At 62.9% G+C, this 24,274-nt stretch carries 33 protein-coding genes and 1 riboswitch; of the genes, 12 read left to right on the top strand and 21 right to left on the bottom strand.

The window, feature by feature from the left end; genetic code table 11:
- Window position 1 precedes the first annotated feature (1 nt).
- The 4 genes from AB6802_RS07265 to AB6802_RS07250 form a co-directional block, all read right to left on the bottom strand.
- The gene (locus AB6802_RS07265; protein ID WP_371009369.1) at window positions 2-445 is read right to left on the bottom strand and encodes a MucR family transcriptional regulator; all 444 of its coding nucleotides are present in this window, start codon (window positions 443-445) and stop codon (window positions 2-4) included.
- 353 nt (window positions 446-798) lie between these two features.
- A complete protein-coding gene (locus AB6802_RS07260; RefSeq protein ID WP_371009368.1) occupies window positions 799-1,023 on the bottom strand; it encodes a hypothetical protein in 225 nt (74 codons plus the stop codon).
- A complete protein-coding gene (locus AB6802_RS07255; protein ID WP_371009953.1) occupies window positions 1,001-2,005 on the bottom strand; it encodes a DMT family transporter in 1,005 nt (334 codons plus the stop codon). The genes AB6802_RS07260 and AB6802_RS07255 overlap by 23 nt, the downstream gene beginning before the upstream one ends.
- A 59-nt stretch (window positions 2,006-2,064) precedes the next feature.
- Window positions 2,065-2,898, bottom strand: coding sequence for a hypothetical protein (locus AB6802_RS07250; RefSeq protein WP_371009367.1), 834 nt, complete (start codon window positions 2,896-2,898; stop codon window positions 2,065-2,067).
- Between the two features lie 113 nt (window positions 2,899-3,011).
- Between AB6802_RS07250 and AB6802_RS07245 the strand changes: the two genes are divergently transcribed.
- A complete protein-coding gene (locus AB6802_RS07245; RefSeq protein WP_371009365.1) occupies window positions 3,012-3,980 on the top strand; it encodes a LysR substrate-binding domain-containing protein in 969 nt (322 codons plus the stop codon).
- A 239-nt stretch (window positions 3,981-4,219) separates the two neighbouring features.
- Here AB6802_RS07245 and AB6802_RS07240 read toward each other — a convergent pair whose 3' ends face one another.
- Window positions 4,220-4,402, bottom strand: coding sequence for a hypothetical protein (locus AB6802_RS07240; RefSeq protein WP_371009364.1), 183 nt, complete (start codon window positions 4,400-4,402; stop codon window positions 4,220-4,222).
- A gap of 133 nt (window positions 4,403-4,535) precedes the next feature.
- Here AB6802_RS07240 and AB6802_RS07235 point away from each other — a divergent pair, with 133 nt between their 5' ends.
- The 4 genes from AB6802_RS07235 to AB6802_RS07220 all read left to right on the top strand — a co-directional run bounded on the left by AB6802_RS07235 (window position 4,536) and on the right by AB6802_RS07220 (window position 8,014).
- The gene (locus AB6802_RS07235) at window positions 4,536-4,703 is read left to right on the top strand and encodes a hypothetical protein (RefSeq protein ID WP_371009363.1); all 168 of its coding nucleotides are present in this window, start codon (window positions 4,536-4,538) and stop codon (window positions 4,701-4,703) included.
- A gap of 232 nt (window positions 4,704-4,935) precedes the next feature.
- Window positions 4,936-7,017, top strand: coding sequence for an ATP-dependent helicase (locus AB6802_RS07230; RefSeq protein ID WP_371009362.1), 2,082 nt, complete (start codon window positions 4,936-4,938; stop codon window positions 7,015-7,017).
- Between the two features lie 186 nt (window positions 7,018-7,203).
- Window positions 7,204-7,503, top strand: coding sequence for a hypothetical protein (locus AB6802_RS07225; RefSeq protein ID WP_371009361.1), 300 nt, complete (start codon window positions 7,204-7,206; stop codon window positions 7,501-7,503).
- Between the two features lie 208 nt (window positions 7,504-7,711).
- On the top strand, window positions 7,712-8,014 hold the full coding sequence (locus tag AB6802_RS07220) for a DUF982 domain-containing protein (RefSeq protein WP_371009360.1): 303 nt from the start codon (window positions 7,712-7,714) through the stop codon (window positions 8,012-8,014).
- A 55-nt stretch (window positions 8,015-8,069) separates the two neighbouring features.
- Here AB6802_RS07220 and AB6802_RS07215 read toward each other — a convergent pair whose 3' ends face one another.
- Window positions 8,070-8,885 carry a sterol desaturase family protein gene (locus AB6802_RS07215; RefSeq protein ID WP_371009359.1) on the bottom strand — a complete coding sequence of 272 codons (816 nt, stop codon included), beginning with the start codon at window positions 8,883-8,885 and terminating at the stop codon, window positions 8,070-8,072.
- A gap of 363 nt (window positions 8,886-9,248) precedes the next feature.
- On the opposite strand from AB6802_RS07215, the gene AB6802_RS07210 reads away from it, so the two are divergent.
- On the top strand, window positions 9,249-9,668 hold the full coding sequence (locus tag AB6802_RS07210; protein ID WP_371009358.1) for a hypothetical protein: 420 nt from the start codon (window positions 9,249-9,251) through the stop codon (window positions 9,666-9,668).
- A gap of 80 nt (window positions 9,669-9,748) precedes the next feature.
- On the opposite strand, the gene AB6802_RS07205 is transcribed toward AB6802_RS07210, so the two are convergent.
- The 3 genes from AB6802_RS07205 to AB6802_RS07195 form a co-directional block, all read right to left on the bottom strand.
- On the bottom strand, window positions 9,749-10,540 hold the full coding sequence (locus AB6802_RS07205; protein ID WP_371009357.1) for a GGDEF domain-containing protein: 792 nt from the start codon (window positions 10,538-10,540) through the stop codon (window positions 9,749-9,751).
- 439 nt (window positions 10,541-10,979) lie between these two features.
- Window positions 10,980-11,591 (bottom strand): hypothetical protein, encoded by a 612-nt coding sequence (locus AB6802_RS07200; protein WP_371009356.1) that lies wholly within the window; start codon window positions 11,589-11,591, stop codon window positions 10,980-10,982.
- Between the two features lie 343 nt (window positions 11,592-11,934).
- A complete protein-coding gene (locus AB6802_RS07195) occupies window positions 11,935-12,447 on the bottom strand; it encodes a DinB family protein (RefSeq protein WP_371009355.1) in 513 nt (170 codons plus the stop codon).
- Between the two features lie 59 nt (window positions 12,448-12,506).
- Here AB6802_RS07195 and AB6802_RS07190 point away from each other — a divergent pair, with 59 nt between their 5' ends.
- A complete protein-coding gene (locus AB6802_RS07190; protein WP_371009354.1) occupies window positions 12,507-13,202 on the top strand; it encodes a glutathione S-transferase family protein in 696 nt (231 codons plus the stop codon).
- 22 nt (window positions 13,203-13,224) lie between these two features.
- Window positions 13,225-13,521, top strand: a complete 297-nt coding sequence (locus AB6802_RS07185; RefSeq protein WP_371009353.1) for a DUF1905 domain-containing protein — start codon at window positions 13,225-13,227, stop codon at window positions 13,519-13,521.
- 3 nt (window positions 13,522-13,524) lie between these two features.
- Here the strand turns inward: AB6802_RS07185 and AB6802_RS07180 are convergent, their stop codons facing one another.
- Window positions 13,525-13,770 (bottom strand): hypothetical protein, encoded by a 246-nt coding sequence (locus AB6802_RS07180; protein ID WP_371009352.1) that lies wholly within the window; start codon window positions 13,768-13,770, stop codon window positions 13,525-13,527.
- Window positions 13,771-13,906: 136 nt separating this feature from the next.
- On the opposite strand from AB6802_RS07180, the gene ndk reads away from it, so the two are divergent.
- The 3 genes from ndk to AB6802_RS07165 all read left to right on the top strand — a co-directional run bounded on the left by ndk (window position 13,907) and on the right by AB6802_RS07165 (window position 15,449).
- Entirely contained in the window at window positions 13,907-14,329 is a 423-nt protein-coding gene (ndk, locus tag AB6802_RS07175) for a nucleoside-diphosphate kinase (RefSeq protein ID WP_371009351.1), read from the top strand.
- 174 nt (window positions 14,330-14,503) lie between these two features.
- Entirely contained in the window at window positions 14,504-14,713 is a 210-nt protein-coding gene (locus tag AB6802_RS07170; RefSeq protein ID WP_371009350.1) for a hypothetical protein, read from the top strand.
- A 130-nt stretch (window positions 14,714-14,843) separates the two neighbouring features.
- On the top strand, window positions 14,844-15,449 hold the full coding sequence (locus AB6802_RS07165; protein WP_371009349.1) for a class I SAM-dependent methyltransferase: 606 nt from the start codon (window positions 14,844-14,846) through the stop codon (window positions 15,447-15,449).
- Window positions 15,450-15,539: 90 nt separating this feature from the next.
- On the opposite strand, the gene AB6802_RS07160 is transcribed toward AB6802_RS07165, so the two are convergent.
- The 9 genes from AB6802_RS07160 to AB6802_RS07120 form a co-directional block, all read right to left on the bottom strand.
- On the bottom strand, window positions 15,540-15,878 hold the full coding sequence (locus AB6802_RS07160; protein ID WP_371009348.1) for a DUF190 domain-containing protein: 339 nt from the start codon (window positions 15,876-15,878) through the stop codon (window positions 15,540-15,542).
- 14 nt (window positions 15,879-15,892) lie between these two features.
- Window positions 15,893-16,321, bottom strand: a complete 429-nt coding sequence (gene crcB / locus AB6802_RS07155; protein ID WP_371009347.1) for a fluoride efflux transporter CrcB — start codon at window positions 16,319-16,321, stop codon at window positions 15,893-15,895.
- Window positions 16,322-16,325: 4 nt separating this feature from the next.
- Window positions 16,326-16,718 carry a fluoride efflux transporter CrcB gene (gene crcB / locus AB6802_RS07150; protein WP_371009346.1) on the bottom strand — a complete coding sequence of 131 codons (393 nt, stop codon included), beginning with the start codon at window positions 16,716-16,718 and terminating at the stop codon, window positions 16,326-16,328.
- A gap of 154 nt (window positions 16,719-16,872) precedes the next feature.
- Window positions 16,873-16,935: riboswitch (Fluoride riboswitch) on the bottom strand.
- Window positions 16,936-16,961: 26 nt separating this feature from the next.
- Entirely contained in the window at window positions 16,962-17,375 is a 414-nt protein-coding gene (locus tag AB6802_RS07145) for a YbaY family lipoprotein (RefSeq protein WP_371009345.1), read from the bottom strand.
- Window positions 17,376-17,451: 76 nt separating this feature from the next.
- Window positions 17,452-17,931, bottom strand: coding sequence for a molybdenum cofactor biosynthesis protein MoaE (locus tag AB6802_RS07140; protein ID WP_371009344.1), 480 nt, complete (start codon window positions 17,929-17,931; stop codon window positions 17,452-17,454).
- A 1-nt stretch (window position 17,932) separates the two neighbouring features.
- Window positions 17,933-18,190, bottom strand: coding sequence for a molybdopterin converting factor subunit 1 (gene moaD, locus AB6802_RS07135; protein ID WP_371009343.1), 258 nt, complete (start codon window positions 18,188-18,190; stop codon window positions 17,933-17,935).
- A 1-nt stretch (window position 18,191) separates the two neighbouring features.
- Complete coding sequence (gene pgsA, locus AB6802_RS07130; protein ID WP_371009342.1) at window positions 18,192-18,788, bottom strand: CDP-diacylglycerol--glycerol-3-phosphate 3-phosphatidyltransferase; 597 nt, start codon at window positions 18,786-18,788, stop codon at window positions 18,192-18,194.
- 164 nt (window positions 18,789-18,952) lie between these two features.
- Window positions 18,953-20,866, bottom strand: coding sequence for an excinuclease ABC subunit UvrC (uvrC, locus tag AB6802_RS07125; protein WP_371009952.1), 1,914 nt, complete (start codon window positions 20,864-20,866; stop codon window positions 18,953-18,955).
- 185 nt (window positions 20,867-21,051) lie between these two features.
- On the bottom strand, window positions 21,052-21,816 hold the full coding sequence (locus AB6802_RS07120) for an SDR family oxidoreductase (protein ID WP_371009341.1): 765 nt from the start codon (window positions 21,814-21,816) through the stop codon (window positions 21,052-21,054).
- Between the two features lie 411 nt (window positions 21,817-22,227).
- Here AB6802_RS07120 and AB6802_RS07115 point away from each other — a divergent pair, with 411 nt between their 5' ends.
- A complete protein-coding gene (locus tag AB6802_RS07115; RefSeq protein WP_371009340.1) occupies window positions 22,228-22,875 on the top strand; it encodes an outer membrane protein in 648 nt (215 codons plus the stop codon).
- 197 nt (window positions 22,876-23,072) lie between these two features.
- Here AB6802_RS07115 and AB6802_RS07110 read toward each other — a convergent pair whose 3' ends face one another.
- Both AB6802_RS07110 and AB6802_RS07105 read right to left on the bottom strand, forming a co-directional pair.
- Window positions 23,073-23,501 carry a GFA family protein gene (locus tag AB6802_RS07110; protein WP_371009339.1) on the bottom strand — a complete coding sequence of 143 codons (429 nt, stop codon included), beginning with the start codon at window positions 23,499-23,501 and terminating at the stop codon, window positions 23,073-23,075.
- 83 nt (window positions 23,502-23,584) lie between these two features.
- A complete protein-coding gene (locus AB6802_RS07105; protein WP_371009338.1) occupies window positions 23,585-23,959 on the bottom strand; it encodes a TfoX/Sxy family protein in 375 nt (124 codons plus the stop codon).
- Between the last annotated feature and the right edge of the window lie 315 nt (window positions 23,960-24,274).

Genomic DNA, 24,274 nt, shown 5'->3' with positions numbered 1-24,274 from the left:
CTCAGGCCTTGACCTTGCGCTTGGCCTTGCCTGCGTCGGCGGTAGCCGGCTTGCGGCCGAGGCCGGACGATTTGGCCAGTGCCGAACGGGTGGCCGAATAGCTGGGCGCCACCATCGGATAGTCGGCGGGCAGGCCCCATTTGGCCCGGTACTCATCAGGCGTCAGGCCGTGATCGGTCGCCAGGTGCCGCTTCAGCGACTTGAACTTCTTGCCGTCCTCCAGGCAAATGATGTGGTCCGGGAAGACCGAGCGCTTCGGATTGACGGCTGGCGTCAGCGCCACCGCCTCCTTGACGGCAACACCGCCAGCGAGCTTGCGCACCGACGCGCTGACGCTGGCGATGAGATCAGGCAGGCCGGAGGCCGGGAGCGGATTGTTGCCGACATAGGCCGAGACAATGTCGGCCGTCAGTTCGATTGCGGTCTTGTCATCGATATTGGACAATTTTTTTCACTTTCTGCCGGCTCTCAAATCGCCAGCTCTATTTTCAGACTTTAGTCGGTGTATCGAATAGGACCTGTCCCCCAACGGACCGCCCAGAGTCAGTAACGCAACGAGACTCAATACCGGATGATGTTTCAGTGCGTTGTGCGGACGCGCAAGTTAGGAATTCTAATAGCTATAATGGACGCATTATAGCACGGTACGCCCGGCGAGCAGCGTAAAGGCGTGTTGCAGCACTTCGATTTGCGCCGAAAGTTGCTGAAATCCAAGTCCAGAGCAAGTCCACAACCAGCAAGTGTGGTCAGCGAGATACAATCCGCCATGTCTGATTCGACATTCTTATTACCGATCGCTCATTTTGCGGCGACATTGCCCCTGAGCTCCGCTGGCGGCCCGTCGTCGAGTATCTCCAGCACCCGCTTCCAGCGCGCGCAACGGCTGAAGTCCTTCTGCTCGATGGCCTTTTCGGCCTTCAACGCCGCATAGAGCGGCGCCTCGGCGCCGAACTCCCTTTGCAGCCAGCGCGCCTCCTGCCTGGCGCGGCGTTCATCCTCGTCAACCATCGTCCTGGGCATCATCCTTGGCCTCCATACCTTCGATGCCGACCGCAAGGCAGCTGCCGATGACGAGGACAGCGCCGGCAATCGCGGTCCTCGACAGGCTTTCGCCCGACAGCGCCAGTAGAAACGTCGACGCGATCGGCGTCAGATAGGCGACGATCGCGATCCTGCCGCCCCGGTCGAGTTTTGCCGCGCGCGACCAACAGTAGTAGCCGAGCCCCATCGGACCGGCGCCGAGATAGAGCCCGAGCAAGAGGTCGACAGCGGCCGGAAGGGCGACACCATCATACAGGCACCAGGCAAAAGTCAGCGCGATACCTGCCAGCGCCGAGGGCAGCAGCAGGCGCTCGGGCGCCACGCCGAGGCGGCCAACCACGAGCGAGTAGAAAGCCATGCAGAGCGCCGAGCCGAAAGCCGCGCAATAACCGGCAAGACTGCCGCCCTCGAACCAGGCCCTTTCGAACCAGGAATGCGTGCGGCCGCCCGACATGACCAAGGCCACGCCGACGAAGCCGGCCATTGCCGCAAGCGCAAGCAGCAAGGGGCGGCGCGGGCGGCCAAACACGATGACCGCTGCGGCGAGCATCAATGGCCAGGTATAGGCGACAAGATTGGCCTCGATGACCGGCATGGAAGCAAAGGCGATGTATTGCAGCATCATGGTGCCGACCAGGCCGATGAAACCGACGACATAGGCAGTGAGCGCAGGCCTTTCCTTCTCCCCTTGTAGGAGAAGACGGCCGGGCGCGGCGCTGGAGCCATCCGCCTCGGCGCCGGGCGATCCAACTTCCCCCGCAAGGGGGGATGGAAAGAGCCTGATCAGCGCAAACACCAAGGCAGCGCCGCAGAACTGCAGGAACTGCACGTGCGAGACCGGATATTCGGCAAGCAGCGTCTTGCCGACAGCAGCGTTGGTGGCCCACAGCCCGACCGCGCCGAAAGCGAAACCCAGCGCTCCCTTCGGGGCGCTGGACCGATTGATCTCCTGGTTTTCGGCCATGACCGAAACGGGGTTCAGCGACGCCATTTGCGACTGTCCCGCAACGGTAACACGGCTTCCTACCATGTGTCCCTCGCGCCGCCCGAGACCGGCTCGGCGCCCGGCTGCGGCACCGGATGCTCCTCGGCGTGGCGGCGGTAGGCGGGCAGTTGGTTGGTCCACACGTCCTCGGCAAGCTCGTCGACCCAGGCGCGGTCGTGGTCGTTGTCGGCGGCGAGATAGAACATGCGGTTGTCGTCGACATAGGGCTTGGTCGCCGAGCGCTGGTTGAGCACCAGGGTGACGCGCTCGCCGAGCTGGATCGGTGCGGTGCGGTGAAGCACGCCGAGGAACTGGCCGAGCGTGGCATAGTTCATCTTGTGGTCGATGCGCATGATCTTGTTGCGGGGAATGTCGCGGCCGGATTCCAGGATTGACCGGCCGGTCTCAGAATCGTCGCAATAGATTTCAAGATGACCGCCGATAAGGGGATCGCTGATCGAAAGCGGGATGAGTTCCGTCACCGGAACGCCATCGCAATGCCACTCAACGGCACCGTCCCTGGGGTTCATGAAGGTGACGGTCGAGCCGACGATCGACAGCGGATAGGGTTCGAGCTTGGTGCCCATCATGTCGGAAAGCCTTTCCAGGCGCAGCTTGTCGTGCAAAAGCTCCTTGATCTCCGGAATATACCGGTCGGCGCCGGTAATGAAAGTGAGGTCGAGATGCTTGTGCACGGCATGGCTGGCCTTCAGCTTCAGAGCAGCTTGCTCGATCGCGGCAAGCAGGTCTGGATCATAGCCGTGACGATACTGAGCGACCCCGAAGGTCGACACTTTCCACGACGTCTCATGGCCAATGATGGCTTCTCGGCTCATTGCGCAACGCAGTTCGGGAATTGTATGGGCGTTCATTTTTATTTTCTCCAAGGTGGGGGCAACACTTGGTAAACAGTCAATTAATCGCCTACCCCTGTAAATTTAGGAATGCTGGTGCTAGCGTAAGCGCAGCTTAAGGTCCAAAGCCCGTGCGTCTGCTCAGTCAGGTCAACCTCAACTCGCTGAAAATCGTGGAAAGCGCCGCGAGGCATAAGAATTTCACGCGCGCCGGCGAGGAGCAGTTCATCACCGCCTCGGCCGTCAGCCAGCGGGTGAAAAGCCTGGAGGACCAGCTGCGCTTCAAGATCTTCGAGCGCGGCGGCAATGCGGTGTCGCTGACGCCGGAGGGCGAGACCTATGTCGCGCGCGTTCGCGAGGCGCTGGAGCGGATCGTGGCGGCCAGCATGGAGGCCACCGGCCAGTCGCAGGCGCATGTGCTGAGACTCTGCGTCTTACCGACTTTCGCGGCGCGCTGGCTGTTTCCGAGGCTCTTGAGCTTCCAGCGGCAGTTTCCCGATATCGAGATGCGGGTGTCGACCTCCTATGCCACGCATGAATTCTCGACCTCGGAATACGATCTCGAGATCCGCTACGGCGACGGCAATTTTCCCGGCCTGCTCTCGGACCTGCTGTTCAAGGAGGATCTGACGCCGGTGTGCAGCCGCAAGCTGTTCCACGAGGTGCTGGGCGACAAGCCGTTGTCGAAGGTGACGCCGGAGGATCTGCGCTACTTCACGCTGCTTCACTCCGACACCTGCACGCAGAACTGGCAGTCGTGGCTGGGCTTTGCCGGCGCAAGCTTCGTGCTCGGCGAAACCAGAAGCGCCTATTTCGATAGCTGCATGATGTCCTACGAGGCGGCCAATGCCGGCATGGGCTTTGCCGTCGCCAACCGCGCCTATATGGCAAGCGACATCCGCGCCGAGCGCCTGGTGGCGCCCTTCGCCGTGCACCATCCCAACACCGCCGGCTGGTATTTCGTCAGCCCGCTCAAGACGCTCGGCACGCGCAAGGTGGAGCTGTTCAAGCAGTGGATCATGGCCGAGGCGGCGCTGACGCAACGCCAGCTCGACCTCGAGATCGCCAATGTGCCGGTGAGGCGATCGGCGCTGGCGTGAGACGCCAGCCTTCCTCGCGCAAACACCACCAGCAGATTTTGGGATTTTCTTCCGCCGTTTCAGGCCGTCTCGATCTGTAGCCGGCTGGTGCGGTCGCACCATGACGCAAGGGCGAGACTCAGCTATCTTGGATTGCGCGGCGGGCCTGATTTCCCGCTTGGCCGGCGCTATCCAGCTTCCTCCCAAGCAGCGCCGGCCTTCTTCTGTGCGACGCTGCTTCCTCCGTCAACATTCCAGAATCACTGCTTCGGCGGCGTGCCCTGCTGATCACCGCCGGTGCTTGATTGGGGCACCGGGTTCTTGTCGACCTGCGGGTTCTGGTTGACTTCGCCGCCCGCCGCCTTGGTCGGCGGCGTGCTGTTGTCGCAGGCGGCGAGCGCAAGCCCTGCCGCGACAGCCAGCAGCACAGGAAGTTTCGTCATGACGACCTCCTTCGTTCGCTCCCTCGAATTGAGAGCAAACGAGAGGGTGACGGTTTGGTTGCCTTGTTGGTGGGAACCAATCGCGCGGGTTCCGGTTGACCTGCCAACGATCCAACCACTTGAGGAGATGATCATGTTCCGACTGCTGCTGACCGGCCTGTTCGCCTACACCGCCTATCGCGTCACGATGCGGATCATCGAGGAAGTGCCCAGCACTGTCGCCCCGCTGGAGATGCCGGGCGATGAGAGGCGAACGCTGCGGCGACAGTCGGCGAGGATGGGTGTCGCACCGAAGCGGTAGACGTTAGCTGATCTTCCCCGCTCGTGGGGGACAGGTAGCGCCCTCCCTACCTTTGGCGGGCGAGGAACCCAAGCTTGATGTGTCGGCGGGACAGCGCCCCTCTCTGCCCTGCCGGGCATCTCCCCCACGAGGGGGGAGATCAGCTGTCTCGCCAGCTTTCGCCAAGCGCCGAGGTAAGGCAGATCGGCTGTATCCCCGTTGCGAACAAAGCGGAAACGATGCTTGATGGGCGATGAACCTTGCTGCCCGTGATTCGTCCTTTGAAACACCCGCCTATCTTGCCCGGCTGAACGACGAGCAGCGGCTGGCGGTGGTGCATGGCGACGGCAAGGTGGCGGCGCCGCTGCTGGTGATCGCCGGCGCCGGCTCCGGCAAGACCAACACTCTGGCGCATCGCGTGGCGCATCTGATCGTCAAGGGCGCCGATCCGCGCCGCATCCTGTTGATGACCTTCTCGCGCCGCGCGGCGTCCGAGATGGCCAAGCGCGTCGAGCGCATCGCCGGCGAGGTGCTGGGCCGCGATGCCGCCATCATCGCCGATGCGCTGGCCTGGACCGGCACCTTCCACGGCATCGGCGCCAGGCTGTTGCGCGACTATGCCGAGCAGATCGGCCTTGAGGCGGCCTTCACCATCCATGACCGGGAGGATTCCGCCGATCTGATGAACCTTGCCCGGCATGAGCTGGGTTTTTCCAAGACCGAAAGCCGCTTCCCGACAAAGGGCACCTGCCTGCAGATCTATTCGCGCGCGGTCAACGCGCAGGCGCCGCTGGGCGAAGTGCTGGGATCGGCCTTCCCCTGGTGCGCAGCCTGGGCGGACCAGCTGAAGGAGCTGTTTGCGGCTTACGTCGAGGCCAAGCAGGCGCAGAACGTTCTCGATTACGACGACCTCCTGCTCTACTGGGCACAAATGTCGGCGGAGCCCGAGATCGCGGCGCATCTTTCCTCGCGCTTCGATCATGTGCTGGTCGACGAATACCAGGACACCAACCGGCTGCAAGCCTCGATCCTGCTGGCGCTGAAGCCGGATGGCTCAGGCCTTACCGTGGTCGGCGACGACGCGCAGTCGATCTATTCCTTCCGCGCCGCGGAAGTACGCAACATCCTCGATTTCCCAAAGCAGTTCGCGCAAGGCGCCGAGATCGTCATGCTGGAGCGCAATTACCGCTCGACCGAGACGATTCTTTCCGCCGCCAACAAGGTGATCGGCGAGGCCAGCGAGCGCTTCACCAAGAATCTGTGGACCGAGCGCCGGTCGTCGCACAAGCCGCAACTGGTCAGCGTGCGCGACGAGGGCGAGCAGGCCAACTACGTCTGCCAGGCGATCCTTGCCGAGCGCGAGGCCGGCACGGCGCTGAAGGCGCAGGCTGTGCTGTTCCGCACCTCTAGCCACAGCGGGCCGCTGGAAGTGGAGCTGACGCGCCGCAACATCCCGTTCGTCAAATTCGGCGGCCTGAAATTCCTCGACGCCGCCCATGTCAAGGACATGCTGGCGATGCTGCGCTTCGCCGAAAACCCGCGCGACCGTGTCGCCGGTTTCCGCGTGCTGCAGCTCATGCCCGGCATCGGACCTTCGGCCGCCTCGCAGATCGTCGAGGCGATGGCGACGTCGCTGGACGAGACGCTGGGCCTGGCCCGCTTCCGGCCTCCGCAGCGCGCGGCCGGGGACTGGCCGGTGTTCCTCGATATCTACAGCGGGCTGCGCACCGGCCCCAAATGGCCGGCCGACCTGGAGCGGATCAGGCTGTGGTACGAACCGCATATGGAGCGCATCCATGAGGACGCGATCACGCGGCGCGCCGACCTGCTGCAGCTCGAGCAGATCGCGTCCGGCTATCCGTCACGCGAGCGGTTCCTGACCGAGCTGACGCTCGATCCGCCGGACGCCACCAGCGACCAGGCCGGGCCACCGCATCGCGACGAGGACTATCTCATCCTGTCGACCATCCATTCGGCCAAGGGCCAGGAGTGGAAGAACGTTTTTGTTCTCAACACCGTCGATGGCTGCATCCCGGCCGATCTCGGCGTCGGCACCAAGGAGGACATCGAGGAAGAACGCCGGCTGCTCTATGTGGCGATGACGCGGGCCAAGGACAGCCTGCATCTGGTGGTGCCGCAGCGCTTTTATCCGCACAACCAGGCGGCGCGCGGCGACCGCCATGTCTATGCCTCGCGCACCCGCTTCATCCCGGCATCGATGCTGTCGGCTTTCGAGCAGTCGTCCTGGGCAAGTGCGGCGCTCAAGGACGACCCGCGCCAGAAGCCAGGGGTCAAGGTCGATCTCGGCGCGCGCATGCGCGGCATGTGGAAATAGGTCGCCAATCAGTAATGACGACCACGCTGAAGCATCCAAAGCCCTGTATTTGTTCGGGCTTTTTGCCTTATCAGCAAAGAGCCGTCCGTCATTTCCAACAAACACCATGGAACCTTCCACGGCGCCAAAAGGTTTTCACGTCGCCATCACGATTTCGTTAAATGGTTCTAATAGAGGAGTGGGATTATGAAGACCCTTATGCTCGCGGTTGTTGCGGCTGCAATTTCCGTTTCGGCGCTTCCGGCAATGTCCGTGCCGTCGAAGGCGGCAAGCCTGGTGATCACCACGGATAACGACAATATGCGCCATGATGACCGCTACTGGCGCCACCATCATCGCGACCGCGACCATTGGCGAGACCGCGACCGTTGGCGAGATCGCGACCGCTGGCACGACCGCAAATGCCGTGTGAAGATCGTGAAGCGCTGGCATCACGGGCACCCGGTGATCCGCGAGGTCAAGATCTGCAGGAGCAATGACTGGTAGGTTTGCGAACTGGCCAGGCGTTTCGGATCGGGCTGTTGCCGGCACAGGCAGGGGCCCGATCCTTTGTTGTGCAATGGCCAGGCGGGCCGGCGCCTGAGAAAAGTCGACATGCGCGGAACCTCTCTGCGCACGATGCGTTGTCAGCGCGTCCCACCAGACCGCAGGATGACAGCCCCGCCATCCCGCGCAGCCAATCGACGAGGTCCGAATGTACGACAGGATGTTCTTCACCCCGGTCGCCGTCAGCGTCGGCGCCGGCCACAAGCGCATGATTGCCTCGCTGTCCGACATGCACGAATTGCTGACCGAATTCCCGCCGTCGCGCCGGCGCCTCAGCTATGGCGCCGCCGTAAAGGCCTGCGAGGCCGCGCGTGCGGGTGAAATCTCGGCCGAAGCGGCGCGCGATGCGCTGATCACCTTCGCGGTGACGGCGGGTGTGCTGTGGCCCGCCGAGCAGCAGATCATTTCGGTGAAGCCGGTGGCACGCGGCTATGGCGGTTTTGCCGCCTGAACGTGCACCTTACCGGATGCGCAGCAGAGCCCGCCGACGTTCGGCGGGCTTTTTGCTATTCGGCCTTGGCGGCGGCCGGCGCTGCCTCGGCGATCGGCGCGGCCGACCCGGCATCGGCGACAAACGGATAGATGAGCTGCTGGTGGTAGAGTTGCGGCACCGGCTCGTCGACGCCGTATTTTTCCGGCATCTGATCAGGCATCAGCAATGTGCCGCCGATCAGGTCGAGGAACGGCAGCTGTCCGGCGAAATTCTTGTCATAGGCCTGGCGTTCGTTGGCGTGGTGCCAATGGTGGAATTGCGGCGAGGCCACGAGCCATTTCAGCGGCCCGAATTTGATGCGGGTGTTGGAGTGGATGAACACCGACTGCCAATGGTAGATCAATATGTAGATCAGGATCGCTTCGCTGGAGAAACCCAGCGCAAACAGCGGCACGTATGAGGCCGACTTGGTCAGGATCTGGTCCACCGGGTGGACGCGGTGGGCGGCAAGCCAGTCCATCTCCTCGATCGAATGATGGACGGCGTGGAAACGCCATAGAAACGGCACCGCGTGGAAGATGCGATGCGCCACATAGAAGCCGATATCGGCAATCACCAGCGCCTCGATCGCCTGCAGCCAGAGAGGTTGCGATTGAACCGCCGTCGTAAGCGCCTCGGGAATGAAACGCCCGATCAAAAGCATCACCGCGCCGACCACCGCCAGCATGCCGAATTTGACGAGGATGCCGTTGAAGAAGAGGTAGAAGACATCGTTCAGCCAGTGGCGGCGTGTCATCGCCTGCTCGCGATGCAGCGGCAGCAACTGCTCCAGCGGGATGAAGATGAGGGCGATGACCAGCACCGCCTTGAAGTCGATGAGATCGAACACGGTCGCTCGCGAATATCGGCCAAGACTAGCCGCCGACACTAGCCGTGAAGGGATGAACGGACGGTTGATGATGTCGCTTGCATTCGCGCGGTGCGCCGGCTGCGGGTTTCCGTGAAACTTTTTCGATCGCTGCGTGAAACACCGCACGGACCGTTCGCGTTGCCCATGCCAGTTGCGGGCACGCTTTAAGTCTTTGTTTTGATGCGTGTCGTTGTCCCAGAACGGCTGCACACTTCTGGGCGACATGCATTAGAGCGTTTCACCGTTTCACGGAAACGGCGAAGCGCTCTAACTCTTTGTTTTTACGCAATTCCGGACGGAAAACCGATCACACTTTTCCTGGAATTGCTTTTGGGGGAGCGGATGTTTCTCGATCGCGAGCAATTCAAGCCGGCGGCGGAAATGCGGCTCAGCCGGGATAAATCGTCGATCCGGGTGACGGTAACCGATCCGAAAATTTGCGAGCTCGGCGAAGCCGTCTATGCGTGGATCACCACCGACGGCCAGCCGGTGAGGATCGGCACCTGCGGCGCGTCGGCCGGCAAGCGCCTGCTTTCCTATCCGGGCTATATCAACCGCAGCCTCACCGGGCGCGGCGGCGCGACACCGAAATGGGAGGCGCTGAAATGGCTTGGCCTGCTCACCGAGCATGGCATGCTGACGGCCGTGGTGCATCGGCCGGAGCCGACGCTGACGGCGGCGGGCCTGATCAGGCCCTATCTCGATGTCGAGCGCCAGCTGATCCGCCAGCACAGGCCGTTGCTCAACCGTGGCCATCGCTGACCATTACAGGGCAATTGGTCCGTAAAGAGCCGAAAACGCCGAGTCACACGCGGGCGGCATCATCTCAGCATCAACAGTCCCTAGTGGACCACACGCAAGACGTCGCCCGGGTGCACGCTGCGCGGGCCGAAGCTTTCGAAGCTCACCTGGTCGCGACCGTTGGACTTGGCCTTGTAAAGGTGCCGGTCGGCAATCTGGAACATGCTGGCATAGGTGGTAGGCCCACTGAAGGCGATGCCGCCGATGCTGACCGAGAGCGGCCAGCGCCGGCCGTCGGGAGCGAACTCGGCCTCACGGATGCGGCGCCTGATGGATTCGGCGACCAGGAACGAGCGTGCGGCGTCGGCGCCGGGAAGGAAGACCGCGAATTCCTCGCCGCCAATGCGACCGACGATGTCGGCGCCATGCAATTGGCCCTTGATCGTGGTGGCGATCAACTTGAGCGCCTGGTCGCCGCAATCGTGACCGAGGCGGTCGTTGATCGACTTGAAGTGGTCGGCATCGACGATCAGCAGCGCGCCGGTGTCGGCGACCGCATGGCGGTGCGCCTGGTCGAGATAGGCCTCGACCAGCATCGAGAAGGCGCCTCGGTTGAAAACCGTCGTCAGGCTGTCGGTCGCGGCAATGACGCTGAGCTCCTTCTGGGCGATCGCCAGCTGGCGCAGCTTCCACATCAGGAAGGACAGGAAGGAGCCGCCGAGGATCATTGGCAGGAAGAGATCCGTGAGCTGCGCCCAACGCAGCGCCTGCGGCGACAGCGAGGGGAAATTGAAGGAATCGACGAAGAAGGCCGTGGCAATGAAAAAGGCGGTGCCGGCGGTGGTCACCACCACGACCCTGCCCCAACTCGTCGGGGACAAATCGATGCGCATGCCGCTGCTCCCCTTTGGGCTCCCGTTGCGTCATGCCATCTTGCCGTGGGAAGGCAAACGAACTGCTAATATACGCGACGACCCGCTAACTTGGTTAATTCCGCCCAGCAGCCGGACGGGCCGGCACAACCGGAAAGCCAACGACGCCAGAAAGCCCACCACGAATGTGGCGGGCTTTCCGACTGGCCGGAGGTTCTCGTCAGCGCGCCGCCGGCCGCGGGGTTGGTCGGCGACGCGATAGGAGAGTGCCGCAGAGCCTCACGGCTGGTCCGACACTCCCGGCTAAGCGTTGCCGGGCGCCGTCCGATGCGGCACCGGGAACGGCATGGCACTCAGACCTGACACATGATCGCTGCCGAACCTCGGCGGATCATGCCTGGTCTTTTGCTCGATGCATGTCGTTGCCCCAAAACCGCTGCGCACTTTTGGGCGACATGCATTAGCGGCGCGCGATCATCAGGCAAAGCTGCCTGAGCTGGGCATCATAAGTGCCTTCGCTCGCAAGCACGTCAACGCAGCGCTTCTTCATGCGCGTGAGGTTGCTGCCCGTCAGCTGAGCCACGGAAGCCGGCGGCTTGGATCCTGGCGTTCCGGGTGTGCCCGGGGTGCCGGGCGTTCCGGGGGTGCCTGGTGTTCCTGGGATACCCGTGCCGATGCCGACGCCGACACCGAGCCCAACGCCATTGCCCACATTGGCGCCGAGACCCGCGCTGACGCCGTCGCCGACGTTGGCGCCAAGACCGGCGTTGATGCCGCCGGACCCGCCGACCGAAGCACCCGCGCCAGCGGTAACGCCATTCGATCCGCCGATCGAAGCGCCGGCGCCGGCATTGACGCCGCTCGAGCCGCCGACCGAGGCGCCCAAACCGGCGTTGACGCCGCCTGAGCCACCGATAGATGCGCCGACGCCGGCATTAACACCGCCGCTGCCGCCGATAGATGCGCCAACACCGACGCCAATTCCGCCGCCAGCATTCGCCGGAACGGCAAAAATAGCGATAATTGCGCCACTTACTAATGTTCTAGCGATTTTTTGAGAAATACTAGACATGACACTCTCCTCTGTGGACACACTATTTGCTGCACCGCATCATCGGAGGCCAACCACCGTTTCAGATGACAGCGCACGAGGAGACACGCGCCGAGTTTCACATCAGTTTCTTTATTTTTTTGATGAAGACAGCCATAGTTTGTATTTATTCTATCGTCGTTTTAAAAAAATAGACGATTTTGCTTTAATATTTAATTTTCTATCGAATTCATAAACAGAAATTCGACCGTGAGTTGCTTGCGGTTGCGCGACCTCCGAGGCATCATTGCCGCATGACTGGAGCCGCGCGATCGCGCCATCGTCACAACTGTTCAAACCGTGGAAATTTCTTGAGACGCGCGCGTCAGGCGTAAGCACGCCCTTCCTCGGAGCGCTGGAACAGCATCAGGTCAAGCGGCACCGAGGGACGGCCGAGCATTGTGAGAACCATATGCGCCTGGCCGCGATGATGGGTCTGATGGTTGAAGAAATGGCCGAGGGCCGGCGACAACCGCTGCGAGACGGTGCGCATGTCGGTTAGCGTCGTATAGGAAAAGCGGCCGGCGAGAGCCTTGTCGCTCATGCCGTTCATCCAGTCGAGGATCCGCTTGTCCTCGGCCTCACGCGCCAGTTTCAGGGCCGGCAAAGCGCGGTAGAGGATGGCCGACGTGTTCGAAGGCGCGTCGCCTTCGCCGGTGAAACGCTTCATCCAGACGCGGTCGACGGCAAGCAGCTGGTTGAGCGTGCCCAGCATCGAGCCGAAGAACGCGCCGACGTCGCGGCCGAGCTCTTCTTCGCCAAGATCGGCAACGGCATCATAAAGGCGCCCGTTGGCCCATTGATTGTAGGTCGCAAACATCATGAAATGCTGTTTCATTCTTCCACCGCTCGCAACCGAATCCCGGCCCTTCGTAACCCGCTGCAACGGACCCGCCAATGACCATTGTGCTTTATGACCTCGTCGGCCATGACGTCGCCCGTCCTTTCAGCCCGCATTGCTGGAAGACCAAGATGGCGCTCGCCCATAAAGGGCTCGCCGCCACCAAGGTGCCGACCCGCTTCCTGGAGGTGCCCAAGGTCGAGGGCGGCGTATCGAAGACGGTGCCGGTGATCCGCGACGGCGAGCGCGTGGTGGCCGATTCCTTCGCCATCGCGCTCTATCTCGACGAAGCCTATCCGGAACGGCCGACGCTGTTTTCCGGCGAAGGCGGCAAGGCGATGGCGCGCTTCATCGAGCGCTGGTCGCAACTCACCATCCACCCCTATGTCGCGACGGTTGCGCTGACCGATCTGCATGCGATGCAGGACGAGGTCAACGCCGTCTATTTCCGCGAAAGCCGCGAGCAGCGTTACGGCAAGCCCCTCGAAGAGGTTATCGCGGACCGCGACGCCGGGCTTTCCGCCTTTCGCGCCTCGCTGGAGCCGCTGCGTGCGACGCTCGGCCTCCAGCCTTTCCTCGGCGGCGAGGCGCCGTTGTTTGCCGATTACATCGTCTTCGGCGCGCTGCAATGGGGCCGCGTCGCTTCGCCCTACAAGCTGCTCGACGACAGCGACCGCGTCGCGCAATGGTTCGAGCGCTGCCTCGACCTACATGGCGGGATCGGCAGGGAGGTTCAAGCAGCGACGGCCTAAAGGACAGGTCGGAGAATTTGCAATGTTTCGTTATGAGATGCAGGCCGAGATTTGGGTCTACCCCGGCAAGGGCGGCTGGCATTTCGTGACGCTGCCGGTCGAGTTCGCGACGCGGATCAAAGCGGCGATGGCAGGCTTGGCGCGTCCCTGGGGCTCGCTCGGCATCACGGCAAGCATCGGCCAGACCAGATGGCAAACGTCGCTCTTCCCGGACAAAGCGTCCGGCAGCCTGTTCCTGCCGATCAAAGCCTCGGTGCGCCGGCGCGAAACTCTCAAGGCGGGCGACGTGCCGACGCTGACCATCGAGGTCGAGCTTTAGAGCCTAGTTCCGGCGCTCCTTCGGCGCGTTCTTGTCGACCAGCCTGACGCAGATCGGGTCGCCCTGTCCCACGGACGTGCATTGCCATTCGCGACCAAAGCCGAAATTCTGATCGCGCAGCGGATGAAACAGCAGCACGTAGCCAAGCACGGCAAAAACCGCGGCCATCAAAAGAATGCCGGCAATGTCGCCACGTCTGAGATAAGGCCAGCGCATCGCCTCGAACTCCGCCGCCACGGGCGCCGGCATTCACAGGCCGGCGCCAACGCAGCCGTCTGATTATCCCGCAAACAACGTCTCACGGCCAGATGCCGCCCTCCCCTTGGCAAGGCGTCGGGCGGCTTGTATAGAGCCCGCCACTCCAATTCCACAACAAGGACGACACATGGCGCTCGAACGCACTTTTTCGATGATCAAGCCGGACGCTACCCGGCGCAACCTCACCGGCGCCATCACCAAGATGCTGGAAGACGCCGGCCTGCGCGTCATCGCTTCGCGCCGCGTATGGATGAGCCGCCGCGAGGCGGAAGGTTTTTACGCCGTCCACAAGGACCGCCCGTTCTTCGGCGAACTGGTTGAATTCATGTCGTCGGCTCCGACGATCGTCCAGGTTCTGGAAGGCGAGAACGCCATTGCCCGGAATCGCGAAGTGATGGGCGCCACCAACCCGGCCAAAGCCGCCGAAGGCACCATCCGCAAGGTGCATGCGCTGTCGATCGGCGAGAATTCGGTGCACGGTTCGGACGCGCCGGAAACCGCCGCGCAGGAGATCAAGTACTGGTTCTCGGACACCGAGATCGTCGGCTGAGCAGCAAGCCTCTCGGACAGATCAAAACGGCCCGGCTCGACCGGGCCGTTTTTTTGCTTGACGAGTATGGTCTCGCCAAGTCGACACCCTAGGTTTCGGAAACGGCAAAATCGAACTGGGCGTCACCGATCGCAGCTAACGATCGCGCTTCCGCCCCAGAGCAGGGAGGAGAGAATGCTCAATGCTCATGCTTCAGACAACGGCGCAGCATATCCGGACGATCTCGTCCTGCTGAAGCGTATCTATGACCAGGTTTGCGAAGAACGCGGCATAGGCGTCGGCAGTGCGGAGGCCTCGGCCCTTGCAGTCGGGGCCATGAAGCTCTTTTCCGCTGGCATCTTCGATGAGGACACGATCAGCATGCGCCTGCGGCGCATGCGGTAGCCAACGGGATCAAACCCTGGCCCGTTCCAGGCCCTTATTCTTATGAAATGTCGTTTCCGCCGCCTGTTTTCTGGCGGCATGGATTAAATTGAACCTGTCCGCTTTCTGCCGATGGGAGATGCCTTCGACCATGACCAGCACCATTCCCGGTTTCTTCCAGGGCACGGAGATGCCATCCGCAAGCTGGTGGGAGGCGCTGTGGCCCGATCCCGCCAGCGTGCTCGTGGCAACAGATTTCAGGCCAGGCGTGGACGCGGTCGACCTCTGTTGTGGCGATGGCTGGTTCACGCTGCCTATGGCGCGGCTTGCCGAGCATGTCACCGCCATCGATATCGATGCCGGGCAGCTCGACCTCGCCCGACGCCGGCTTGGCGGCTACGGCATCACCAACTGCGAATTCGTCACCGGCGATGCCTATGGGCTTGCCGGCCTGGTATCGCGGCCCGCCGACTTCATCTTCATGGCCAATGCCTTCCATGGCGTGCCCGACCGACCGCGACTGGCGCGCACGGTCGCCGCAGTCCTTTCCCCGGCAGGACGCTTCGTCATCGTCAACTGGCACCAGCGTCAGCGCGAGACGACGAAGGTGCTGGGTGAACCGCGCGGGCCGAAAACCGAGCTCAGGCTCTCGCCGGAGCAGACTATCGCGGACGCCGAAGCAGGCGGCCTGCGGCTGACGGCGCTTGTCGATGTGCCGCCCTATCACTATGGCGCGGTGTTTGAGCTAGGGCGGTAGGGGAAATAGAGCTCGGATCGGCGCCGACACATTCGTACTGCCCTACTGCCCTACTGCCCTACTGCTCTACTGCTCTACTGCCCTACTGCCCTACCCACCTTCCCCGTAGCGGATGACCTCGACCTTTTCCCGGGTGATCAGACAGCTTCTGGTCAGCGCCTTGATCCGAGGGATCAGCGCGTCGATCTTTTCCGGCGCGTCGACAATCTCGACGACGATCGGCAAATCCTGCGACAGGCGCAGGATCTTGGCCGTGTGCAGCACGCTGGAACGACCGAAGCCGAGCGGGCCCCTCAGCACCGTGGCTCCGGCCATGCCGGTTTCGCGTGCCTTGATGACGATCGCTTCGTGCAGCGGCCTGCCGTCGGCCGATCTGTCGTCCTCGCCGAAGAATATCCTGAGCAGCACGCATTGCGCGGGAAGTTCCATTTTCTCCTCCCTGGTCAGCTGTTGACCGGCAGACGGTTGAGCCTGGACGCCATGAGATAGCCCAGCCAGGCGGAAGCAAGTGACAAGCCGACCACACTGATGAGATAGGTCACGGCCAGCGAGAAGTCGCCCTCGAACAGCAAGATGAAGGTGTCGAGGCTCATCGCCGAAAAAGTGGTGAGCCCGCCGCAGAAGCCGGCCATGACGAAGGCGCGGCCTGCGGGGCCGATCATGAGGCGGCCGTCCGGCCGGGTCAGCGTGGCGAAGGCCATGATGATCCATGATCCGACGACATTGACGAATCCGGTCGAGCACAGCGTGCTGAGGCCGAGGAGCGAGACGATGACATAACCGGACAGGAAACGCGCCAGCGAGCCGATCGCCGCACCGCAGCCGACGGCCATATAGAGGCGCAGCGCCATCTGTTTGTCGTTCCCAGCCATGACTCTAACCAACCACCCACTGAATGGCCCAGAAGCCGAAGGCGACGGCAAGCACGCACAGGACCGTCGAGGCGATGATGTTGAAGGTTGCGAGACGCCCCTGGCCATCGAGCGCGAGGTTCAGCGTCTGCAGGCAGAAGGAGGAGACCGTGGTGTAGCCGCCGAACAGGCCGACGACGATCAGATCGCGGAAGAGGTCACTGGCGAAAATGCCGCCATGAACCCGCGCGGCGCCGGCAAAGGCGCCGATGGCGACGGCGCCGGAGACGTTGACCAAGAGCGTGCCCCAGGGAAAAGTCTCGCCGACGCTGCGGCCGACAAGGCCGGACAGGAAGAAGCGGGAAATGCCGCCGAAGAAGCCGCCGATCAGGACCAGGGCGCAAGCCGCAAGCGTCATCGCTTCACATGCCTTTCCAAATGCTTCCCATGCGGGAATCACGTTACCTATCTATTTTCGCAATTCCGGACGGAAAACCGCAGTGCACTTTTCCTGGAATTGCTCCAGTCAGGCACGATGCGAGCGGGAAAACAAATCCTGCCGCGCGCAAGCACGCCTGGCAGGAGTCATCAGCCCCCAAGGGCGGTTTCGGGGGAACCCCATCCCCATTTTTGAGGACGCTAAACGGTGACCTCGGGGCGGTCAATCGGCTCGTATCACCACGACCGTCACCGGCTTGGCGTCGAGCGGATCGATCAGATGGCGTCTGTCGGGTATGAACAGCAACCGCTCCCCGACGAAGATGCGCGCCTGCAGCGTATAGATCCGGCCCTGCTCAATCGCCTTTGGGTCGAAGCCGATCTCGAATCTGATCGGCACCTGTCCGGCGGGCGCTATTCTACGTTTGGCGATCACGGCCGGCGGCCTGTCGGCCAGCGAGATGTCGGCGAGTTCCACCATCAGCACGGCATCGGGCGGCAGCGCGATGCGCTCGCGATAGGTCACCTCGCCGGCAATGGTCTTTTCGCCGGCATTGGTGATCTCCGGCACGGCAAGCACGCCAACCACCAACGGCACCAGCCCGAAGATGAAGAATTCCGCGATCCTGTCCAGCACGGGATTGCTCCGCCAGGCAAATCAAACCGATGAGCAGGCTTGGGTCGGATTGCGGTCGTTCGATGGCGTGGGGATGTTATTCGCTGGATTTCGTCCAGCGGCCGGCCGCCTTGTCGTCGGCTTCCTTGGCCTCGACCCAGCCGCCCTCGGAGCCATCCACAAGATGCTCCTTCTTCCAGAAGGGCGCGCGCGACTTCAGGTAGTCCATCAGGAAATTCGCCGCCTCGAAGGCCGCCTGCCGGTGGGCGGACGCCGCCACCACCAGAACGATGTTTTCGCCCGGCGCTATCTTGCCGTGGCGGTGAATGACGGTCAGCCCCTGCAATGGCCAGCGCCCGGTCGCTTCCGCCGCTATGCGGCCGATCTCGGCCTCGGCCATGCCGGGGTAATGCTCAAGCTCGAGCGCCGACAGCGTGCCTTGCTCGTCGCGGCACAGGCCGGAGAAAGTGACGACGGCGCCGATGTCGGCGCGACCTTCGGTCAGCGCCGCAATCTCGGCGGCGACGTCGAAATCCTCGCGCTGGATGCGGATGGCGGGCACGACCGCGCCGGCCATCTCAGCCCCCGGTCATCGGCGGAAACAGCGCGATCTCGCGCGCGCCCGCGATTTTCTCGCGGTGGCCGACATGTTCCTGGTTGATGGCGACGCGGATGACCTCAGGATATTGCAGCGCGTGCTCATATTCCTCGCCGCGCGCCTTCAGCCAGCGCAAGAGGTCGGCCACCGTTTCGATGCCGGCCGGCAGCTCGACGTCCTCTTCCGGTATGCCGATGCGCTCGCGCACCCAGGCGAAGTAGATGAGCTTCGTCGACATCTCACTCGTCCATGATGTGCTTCAGGCCGGCGCGGAAATAGTCGTAACCGGTGTAAAGCGTGACCAGCGCCGCAACCCACAGCAGCACCAGGCCGGTCTGCGTGGTCAGCGGAAAGATCTTGTCGCCGGCGGGACCGGCAAGCAGGAAGGCGATGGCGACCATCTGGATGGTGGTCTTCCACTTGGCGAGCTGGGTGACCGGCACCGAGACCTTCAGCGCCGCCAGATATTCGCGCAGGCCCGAAACCAGGATCTCGCGGCACAGGATGATGATCGCCGCCCACAGCGACCAGCCGGCGATGCCGGCATGGCGGTCGGTGTCGGCGGCCAAAAGCAGCAGGCAGGTGGCGACCAGCAATTTGTCGGCGATCGGATCCAGCATCTTGCCGATGTTGGAGGTCTGCTGCCAGGCGCGCGCAAAATAGCCGTCGAAGTAATCGGTGATCGAGGCGAGCAGGAAAATGACCAGCGCCGACCAGCGGGCGAAGTCGGACGACTTCAGATGGCCTTCGAGGAAAAAGCACAGCACGACCAGCGGCACCGCGACGATGCGGGCGTAGGTGAGGATGTTCGGCAGGTTGAACGCGCGCTGGGCCATGTGGTCTCGGGAAACTCCTGCGTCTGTCGTACTCAAATCAGAAGCCAATGTAGGGGGTCAACAGGCGAGATTCGATTGACCAGGCAAAAATAGCATTTGTAGCGGCGGCGGCCTCGCCACCTCTTGGGCCAGGCCGTCAAACTTCCGTGCCTGAAAGCTGGCCCTTAGCTCTCGTGAAAATGATTGTAGACCAGCTTTGCCACGTGCTCGGAAATGCCGTCGACCTTGACAAGATCCTCGACCGCGGCGCGGCTGACCGCCTTGGCGGTGCCGAAGGCAAGCAGCAGCGCCCGCTTGCGGCCAGGGCCGATGCCGGCGATCTCGTCGAGCGGGCTTTTGACCATCTCCTTCTTGCGCCGCGCCCGGTGCGAGCCGATGGCGAAACGGTGAACCTCGTCGCGTAGGCGCTGGACGAAATAAAGCACCGGGTCGCGCACCGGCAGCATGAAGGAGTCCCTGCCCCTGACGAAAAAGCGCTCGCGGCCGGCGTCGCGGTCCGGGCCCTTGGCGATGCCGATGGCGACGACCCGGTCCTCGATACCGAGATCGGCAAGGATCTGGCGCACCGCCGTCATCTGGCCCTGGCCGCCGTCGATCAGGATGACGTCCGGCCAGGCCGGGAAGTTGCCCGTGCCGGTGACCAGGTCTTCGTCGCCGGCATCCTGAGACTCCGGACCTTCCGGCCCCGAGGGCTTCTGCTCGTCGCCATGTTCCTTGATCAGTCGCGAAAAACGCCGCTGCATCACCTCGCGCATCATGCCGAAATCGTCGCCGGGCGTGATGTCGGTCGAGCGGATGTTGAACTTGCGGTACTGGTTCTTCACGAACCCTTCCGGACCGGCGACGACCATGGCGCCGACCGCGTTGGTGCCCATGATGTGCGAATTGTCATAGACTTCGATGCGCGTCGGCGGCTTTTCCAAGCCGAAGGTCTCGGCAAAACCGGTGAGCAGCCGCGCCTGCGTCGAGGTTTCGGCCAGCCGGCGGCCGAGGGCTTCGCGCGCGTTCTGCAGCGCATTGTCGGTCAGGTCCTTCTTCTCGCCGCGTTGCGGCACGGAGATCGTTACCTTGCGGCCGGCATGGGTGGAAAGCGCCTCGGCGAGCAGGTCCTGCTCCTGCGCGGTCTGGGACAAGAGCAGCGTGCGCGCCGGCACCTTGTCGTCATAAAACTGCGCCAGGAACGAGCCCAGCACTTCCGATGCTTCCAGCGCCGGATCGGCCTTGGGGAAATAGGCGCGATTGCCCCAATTCTGGCCGGTGCGGAAGAAGAACACCTGGATGCAGACCTGGCCGCCTTCCTGGTGGATGGCGAAGACGTCGGCCTCCTCCACCGTCTGCGGGTTGATACCCTGATGGCTCTGCACATGCGAGAGCGCGGCAAGGCGGTCGCGATAGATGGCGGCGCGCTCGAAGTCTAGCTCTTGCGACGCCTGCTGCATGGCGGCCGAGATCTCGGTCTTGACCTTCTGGCTGCGGCCGGAAAGGAAGTCCTTTGCCTCGGAAACCAGTTCGGCATAGCCCTCATGCGAGATCTCGCCGGTGCACGGACCGGCGCAGCGCTTGATCTGGTAGAGCAGGCAGGGCCGGCTGCGGTTCTCGTAGAAAGAATTGGTGCAGCTGCGCAGCAGGAAGGCGCGCTGCAGCGAATTGATGGTGCGGCCGACCGCGCCGGCCGAGGCAAACGGCCCGAAATAATCGCCCTTGCGCGAGCGCGCGCCGCGATGCTTGTAGATGCCGGGCGAAACATGGTCGCCGGTCAACAGGATGTAGGGAAACGATTTGTCGTCCCGCATCAAGACGTTGAAGCGGGGCCGCAGCCGCTTGATGAGGTTGGCCTCGAGCAGCAGCGCCTCGATCTCGGTGCGGGTGACGACGAACTCCATCGTCGAGGTCTCACGCACCATGCGGCCGATGCGGGCAGTGTGGAAGCGCCCCTGCGCGTAATTGGTGACGCGCTTCTTCAGGCTGCGCGCCTTGCCGACATACAGCACGTCGCCGGCGGCGTTCATCATGCGGTAGACGCCGGGCGCGTTGGGCAGCCGCTTGACCAGCGTCTGGATCACCTCGGCGCCGAGCATGCCGTCGGCATCGCCGGCATGCGGCGTCCAGTCGATAGCCGTGAAGGCGACATCGGGACCGGCGAGCACGGCTTCCGGCTCGACGATCTCCTCGGCCGCCTCGTCCTCGATGTCGATATCGGGGTCGAGATCGGGCGGCATGTCGTCGGCGGGGCCGCCGCTTCTGTGTTTTCGGGTTGTGGGACTCATTCCACCATGCCTGTCACATCGGGCGTCTGCCATGCAAGATGCTGGCCGCCATCGAGCGCGATCATCTGGCCGGTGACCGAACGCGCCTGCCAGAGATAGCGGATGGTGGCGCCGAATTCCGACAATTGCGGGCCGCGCTTCAGGATCAGGCCCTCGACCTGGCTATCGAAATCGTGATCGTCCTGGCGCGCATTCTTCAAGGTCGGGCCCGGACCGATGGCGTTGACGCGGATGCGGGGACCGAGCGCCTGGGCCAGCATCTGCGTTTGCGTCCACAGCGCCGACTTCGACAGCGCATAGGAAAAGTAGCGCGGCGTCGGCCGCCAGACGCGCTGGTCGACGACGTTGACGATCAGGCCCTGCGCGCGCTCAGGCAAAGCACGGGCGAAATTCTGCGCGAGCAGCGCCGGGGTCTTCACATGAATGGCGAAATGGCGATCCCAGGCCTGCCAGTCGAAATCCTCGACACTGTCGTCAACGAACAAAGAGGCGTTGTTGACGAGCAGCGTGACCGGCCCGAGGGCTGCCTCCGACTGGCCGACGAGGTCGCTCACGGCATCCATGTCGGTAAGATCGGCGGCGATCACAACGGCGCGGCCGCCCTCGCCCCTGACTTTGTTCGCCAGAGCCTCCGCCTCGGCGCCGGAACGATTGGCGTGGATGGCAACGGCAAAGCCGTGCGCGGCAAGGTCCTCGACGATTGCCTTGCCGATCCTTTTGGCTCCACCCGTCACCAGCGCAACGGCGGCGGCTTTGGTCATGTTGTCAATCCTCAATCGGCTTCACGATTCCGCGAAGCCGGCACAATATGACCGACCAAGCGTTAAATGCCATTTCCACCTGGGGCAGGAATGTGGCGAAGCGGGCCGGACGCGGAATTTCGGACCCGGATTCGGGCGCGACGTCAGCGCAATATAGGTCGCGACATCCCTTGAACCAAGCGGTGTGCAGCGCAACATAATTAGCCTGCTGACATTTCGCTGTTGCGAAGATGCAACGTCAATTTTCGGCCTCATTCGCGCCAGGGAATGACCCAAGTTCAGGTTCGCTTCAGCCGCATTTCAGCACGACATTCGGAACCGTAGAGCGCCAGGCCCGTTTATCCCCCCGGACGGGCCGGGGCGTTCAAGGACAAACAAGCCTAAGTGTCTTGTGGCTTAAGGAGTATAATAATGAAGACCAATCTCAAATTCGCGCCGCTTGCCGCCGCGCTCGGGCTGTTCGCCTTCGCCGGCACTGCGTTTGCGGCCGACGTCGTTTCCGAAGAGCCGCCGGCGCCCGCCCCGGTTGCCGAACTTCCCGTCGCAGCCTGGGCCGGCCCCTATGCCGGTATCAGCCTCGGCTACGGCTTCGGCGGTCACGCCAATGCCAAGGACCAGGGCGTCAACGTGAAGACCAAGGGCTTCATCGGCGGCGTTTTCGGCGGCTACAACTGGCAGCAGGAAAACTTCGTCTACGGTGCTGAAGCCGACCTCGGCTACAACGGCACCAAGGGCTCCAGCAACGGCATCGACGCCAAGTCGGGTCTCGAAGGTTCGCTGCGCGCCCGTCTCGGTTATGCTGTGACCCCGGAAATCCTGCTTTATGGCACGGGCGGTGTCGCCGCCAAGAACCAGAAGATCGAGGACACCGGCTTCAGCGACAGCAAGGCCGTTGTCGGCTGGACCGCCGGCGCCGGTACCGACATCAAGATCACGGACAACGTGTTCGGCCGTGTCGAATACCGCTACACCGATTTCGGCAGCCACAGCTTCGGCAGCGAAGGCAAGGTCAAGTCCTCGGACAACCGCGTCACCTTCGGCGTCGGTATGAAGTTCTAAGTCTTCAGAGCCAAGACACGGAAAAGCCGGGCCTCGCGCCCGGCTTTTTTTGTTGGACTGCGCAGCTCAGGCTTTAGAGCCTTTTACCGTTTCACGGAAACGGCAACCGCTCTAACTCTTTGTTTTTACGCAATTCCGGACGGAAGGCTACGGCGAAGTCGCCGAGCCTGACCGTTCACACCTTCCCTGGAATTGCTCTAACGCGTTTCGGCGAGCGAATGACCTGACGGCTGGTGCTGGAAGCCCTCATGGGTAGGAATGGACGGCAGCCGGTCCAGCCATTTCACCCGCGAAGGCATGAAGACCTGCGCGTCGGGCCGATAGTCGTCGGGGTCGGTCATGGTGGCGGCGTGAACGTGGATCTCGTGAGGCCATCTATCGGAACGGAAATAGAGCCTCGTGCCACAGAACGGGCAGAACCCGCGAAACGTCTTCGGGCTGCTTTCATAGTGCCTGATGTCGCCGGTCCAGCTCACCTGTTCCCGCCTTAGTCCCAGGAAGGCCGTGATGGGAGAGGACGTGGCGCGCTGGCAATCGGCGCAGTGACAGACAAGGTTGCGTGTGACCTCCCCGGAATAGGTCCAGGTGACCGCGCCGCACATGCAACGTCCTGTCAGCGATGTCATTGCGTCCTCCCTGGCCGCGCGTTCGTCAACGCCAGCGAAGCCATACTGACACATCGCGGTCCAGAAAGCCGTGAACCAGCGGCTTAGGCGCGCTTCTTTGCGACCTTGGCTGCCTCCATTTTCGGCGACATCGTCTCGACGAAAGCCAATGCGCGATCGAGCCAGCCGGCGAGATCGGCATCGCTCGCAGTGCCTTCCGGCGCGACACGGATATAGCCTTCCATCGAGCGCCCGCCCATCTCCATCGGGCTCGCATAAGGATGGGCGGCCGCGGCCGCATGCGCGGCTTTGCCGACGCGCACCAAGAGCCCGCGCTTCGAGGTGCCGATCAGCATGTTGCCGTTGATCATGAAACAGGTGCCGCCGAACATCTTCCGCTCGGTGAAAGCGCGCCGGCCGAGCGCGGCGCGCAGGCGCTCGACCATCGGGTCGGGCGCGCTGGTTTGAAGCTTTGGCATGCTCGCCACTCCAGATTGGTGATGTCAGGCAAGCATGGAAGCGGGCGGGGTTCAAGGTGGCGCACCCTTCCCTTCTCCCCTTGTTGGAGAAGGTCGCCGAGCGAGGCTCGGACGGATGAGGGGTGCTCCAGCTTGGCGAAAGCGCCTGTGCAGCGAAGGGCATGGCGGCGGAAAAGACCAGCGCCTCACTCCGCTGGAGCACCCCTCATCCGTCTCGGCGCTATCGCGCCGATCCACCTTCTCCCACAAGGAGGGCTTTGCACGGGAGCCGGTATCTGGCGCACATGGCGCACAGGCGTTTTTTGAAATGCAATC

This window comes from Mesorhizobium sp. RCC_202, from assembly GCF_041355295.1.
In the GTDB taxonomy this organism is placed as follows: Bacteria; Pseudomonadota; Alphaproteobacteria; order Rhizobiales; family Rhizobiaceae; genus Mesorhizobium.
This window is presented reverse-complemented; position numbering and strand designations above follow the sequence as displayed.

Excerpts from the sequence above, each read along its gene's own strand:
- AB6802_RS07260 (WP_371009368.1), bottom strand. The coding sequence starts at position 1,023 with ATGATGCCCAGGACGATGGTTGACGAGGATGAACGCCGCGCCAGGCAG.
- AB6802_RS07255 (WP_371009953.1), bottom strand. The coding sequence starts at position 2,005 with ATGGCCGAAAACCAGGAGATCAATCGGTCCAGCGCCCCGAAGGGAGCG.
- AB6802_RS07250 (WP_371009367.1), bottom strand. The coding sequence starts at position 2,898 with ATGAACGCCCATACAATTCCCGAACTGCGTTGCGCAATGAGCCGAGAA.
- AB6802_RS07240 (WP_371009364.1), bottom strand. The coding sequence starts at position 4,402 with ATGACGAAACTTCCTGTGCTGCTGGCTGTCGCGGCAGGGCTTGCGCTC.
- AB6802_RS07235 (WP_371009363.1), top strand. The coding sequence starts at position 4,536 with ATGTTCCGACTGCTGCTGACCGGCCTGTTCGCCTACACCGCCTATCGC.
- AB6802_RS07230 (WP_371009362.1), top strand. The coding sequence starts at position 4,936 with ATGAACCTTGCTGCCCGTGATTCGTCCTTTGAAACACCCGCCTATCTT.
- AB6802_RS07225 (WP_371009361.1), top strand. The coding sequence starts at position 7,204 with ATGAAGACCCTTATGCTCGCGGTTGTTGCGGCTGCAATTTCCGTTTCG.
- AB6802_RS07220 (WP_371009360.1), top strand. The coding sequence starts at position 7,712 with ATGTACGACAGGATGTTCTTCACCCCGGTCGCCGTCAGCGTCGGCGCC.
- AB6802_RS07210 (WP_371009358.1), top strand. The coding sequence starts at position 9,249 with ATGTTTCTCGATCGCGAGCAATTCAAGCCGGCGGCGGAAATGCGGCTC.
- AB6802_RS07205 (WP_371009357.1), bottom strand. The coding sequence starts at position 10,540 with ATGCGCATCGATTTGTCCCCGACGAGTTGGGGCAGGGTCGTGGTGGTG.
- AB6802_RS07200 (WP_371009356.1), bottom strand. The coding sequence starts at position 11,591 with ATGTCTAGTATTTCTCAAAAAATCGCTAGAACATTAGTAAGTGGCGCA.
- AB6802_RS07195 (WP_371009355.1), bottom strand. The coding sequence starts at position 12,447 with ATGAAACAGCATTTCATGATGTTTGCGACCTACAATCAATGGGCCAAC.
- AB6802_RS07190 (WP_371009354.1), top strand. The coding sequence starts at position 12,507 with ATGACCATTGTGCTTTATGACCTCGTCGGCCATGACGTCGCCCGTCCT.
- AB6802_RS07185 (WP_371009353.1), top strand. The coding sequence starts at position 13,225 with ATGTTTCGTTATGAGATGCAGGCCGAGATTTGGGTCTACCCCGGCAAG.
- AB6802_RS07180 (WP_371009352.1), bottom strand. The coding sequence starts at position 13,770 with ATGCCGGCGCCCGTGGCGGCGGAGTTCGAGGCGATGCGCTGGCCTTAT.
- ndk (WP_371009351.1), top strand. The coding sequence starts at position 13,907 with ATGGCGCTCGAACGCACTTTTTCGATGATCAAGCCGGACGCTACCCGG.
- AB6802_RS07170 (WP_371009350.1), top strand. The coding sequence starts at position 14,504 with ATGCTCAATGCTCATGCTTCAGACAACGGCGCAGCATATCCGGACGAT.
- AB6802_RS07165 (WP_371009349.1), top strand. The coding sequence starts at position 14,844 with ATGACCAGCACCATTCCCGGTTTCTTCCAGGGCACGGAGATGCCATCC.
- AB6802_RS07160 (WP_371009348.1), bottom strand. The coding sequence starts at position 15,878 with ATGGAACTTCCCGCGCAATGCGTGCTGCTCAGGATATTCTTCGGCGAG.
- crcB (WP_371009347.1), bottom strand. The coding sequence starts at position 16,321 with ATGGCTGGGAACGACAAACAGATGGCGCTGCGCCTCTATATGGCCGTC.
- crcB (WP_371009346.1), bottom strand. The coding sequence starts at position 16,718 with ATGACGCTTGCGGCTTGCGCCCTGGTCCTGATCGGCGGCTTCTTCGGC.
- AB6802_RS07140 (WP_371009344.1), bottom strand. The coding sequence starts at position 17,931 with ATGGCCGGCGCGGTCGTGCCCGCCATCCGCATCCAGCGCGAGGATTTC.
- moaD (WP_371009343.1), bottom strand. The coding sequence starts at position 18,190 with ATGTCGACGAAGCTCATCTACTTCGCCTGGGTGCGCGAGCGCATCGGC.
- pgsA (WP_371009342.1), bottom strand. The coding sequence starts at position 18,788 with ATGGCCCAGCGCGCGTTCAACCTGCCGAACATCCTCACCTACGCCCGC.
- uvrC (WP_371009952.1), bottom strand. The coding sequence starts at position 20,866 with ATGCTCGGCGCCGAGGTGATCCAGACGCTGGTCAAGCGGCTGCCCAAC.
- AB6802_RS07120 (WP_371009341.1), bottom strand. The coding sequence starts at position 21,816 with ATGACCAAAGCCGCCGCCGTTGCGCTGGTGACGGGTGGAGCCAAAAGG.
- AB6802_RS07115 (WP_371009340.1), top strand. The coding sequence starts at position 22,228 with ATGAAGACCAATCTCAAATTCGCGCCGCTTGCCGCCGCGCTCGGGCTG.
- AB6802_RS07110 (WP_371009339.1), bottom strand. The coding sequence starts at position 23,501 with ATGACATCGCTGACAGGACGTTGCATGTGCGGCGCGGTCACCTGGACC.
- AB6802_RS07105 (WP_371009338.1), bottom strand. The coding sequence starts at position 23,959 with ATGCCAAAGCTTCAAACCAGCGCGCCCGACCCGATGGTCGAGCGCCTG.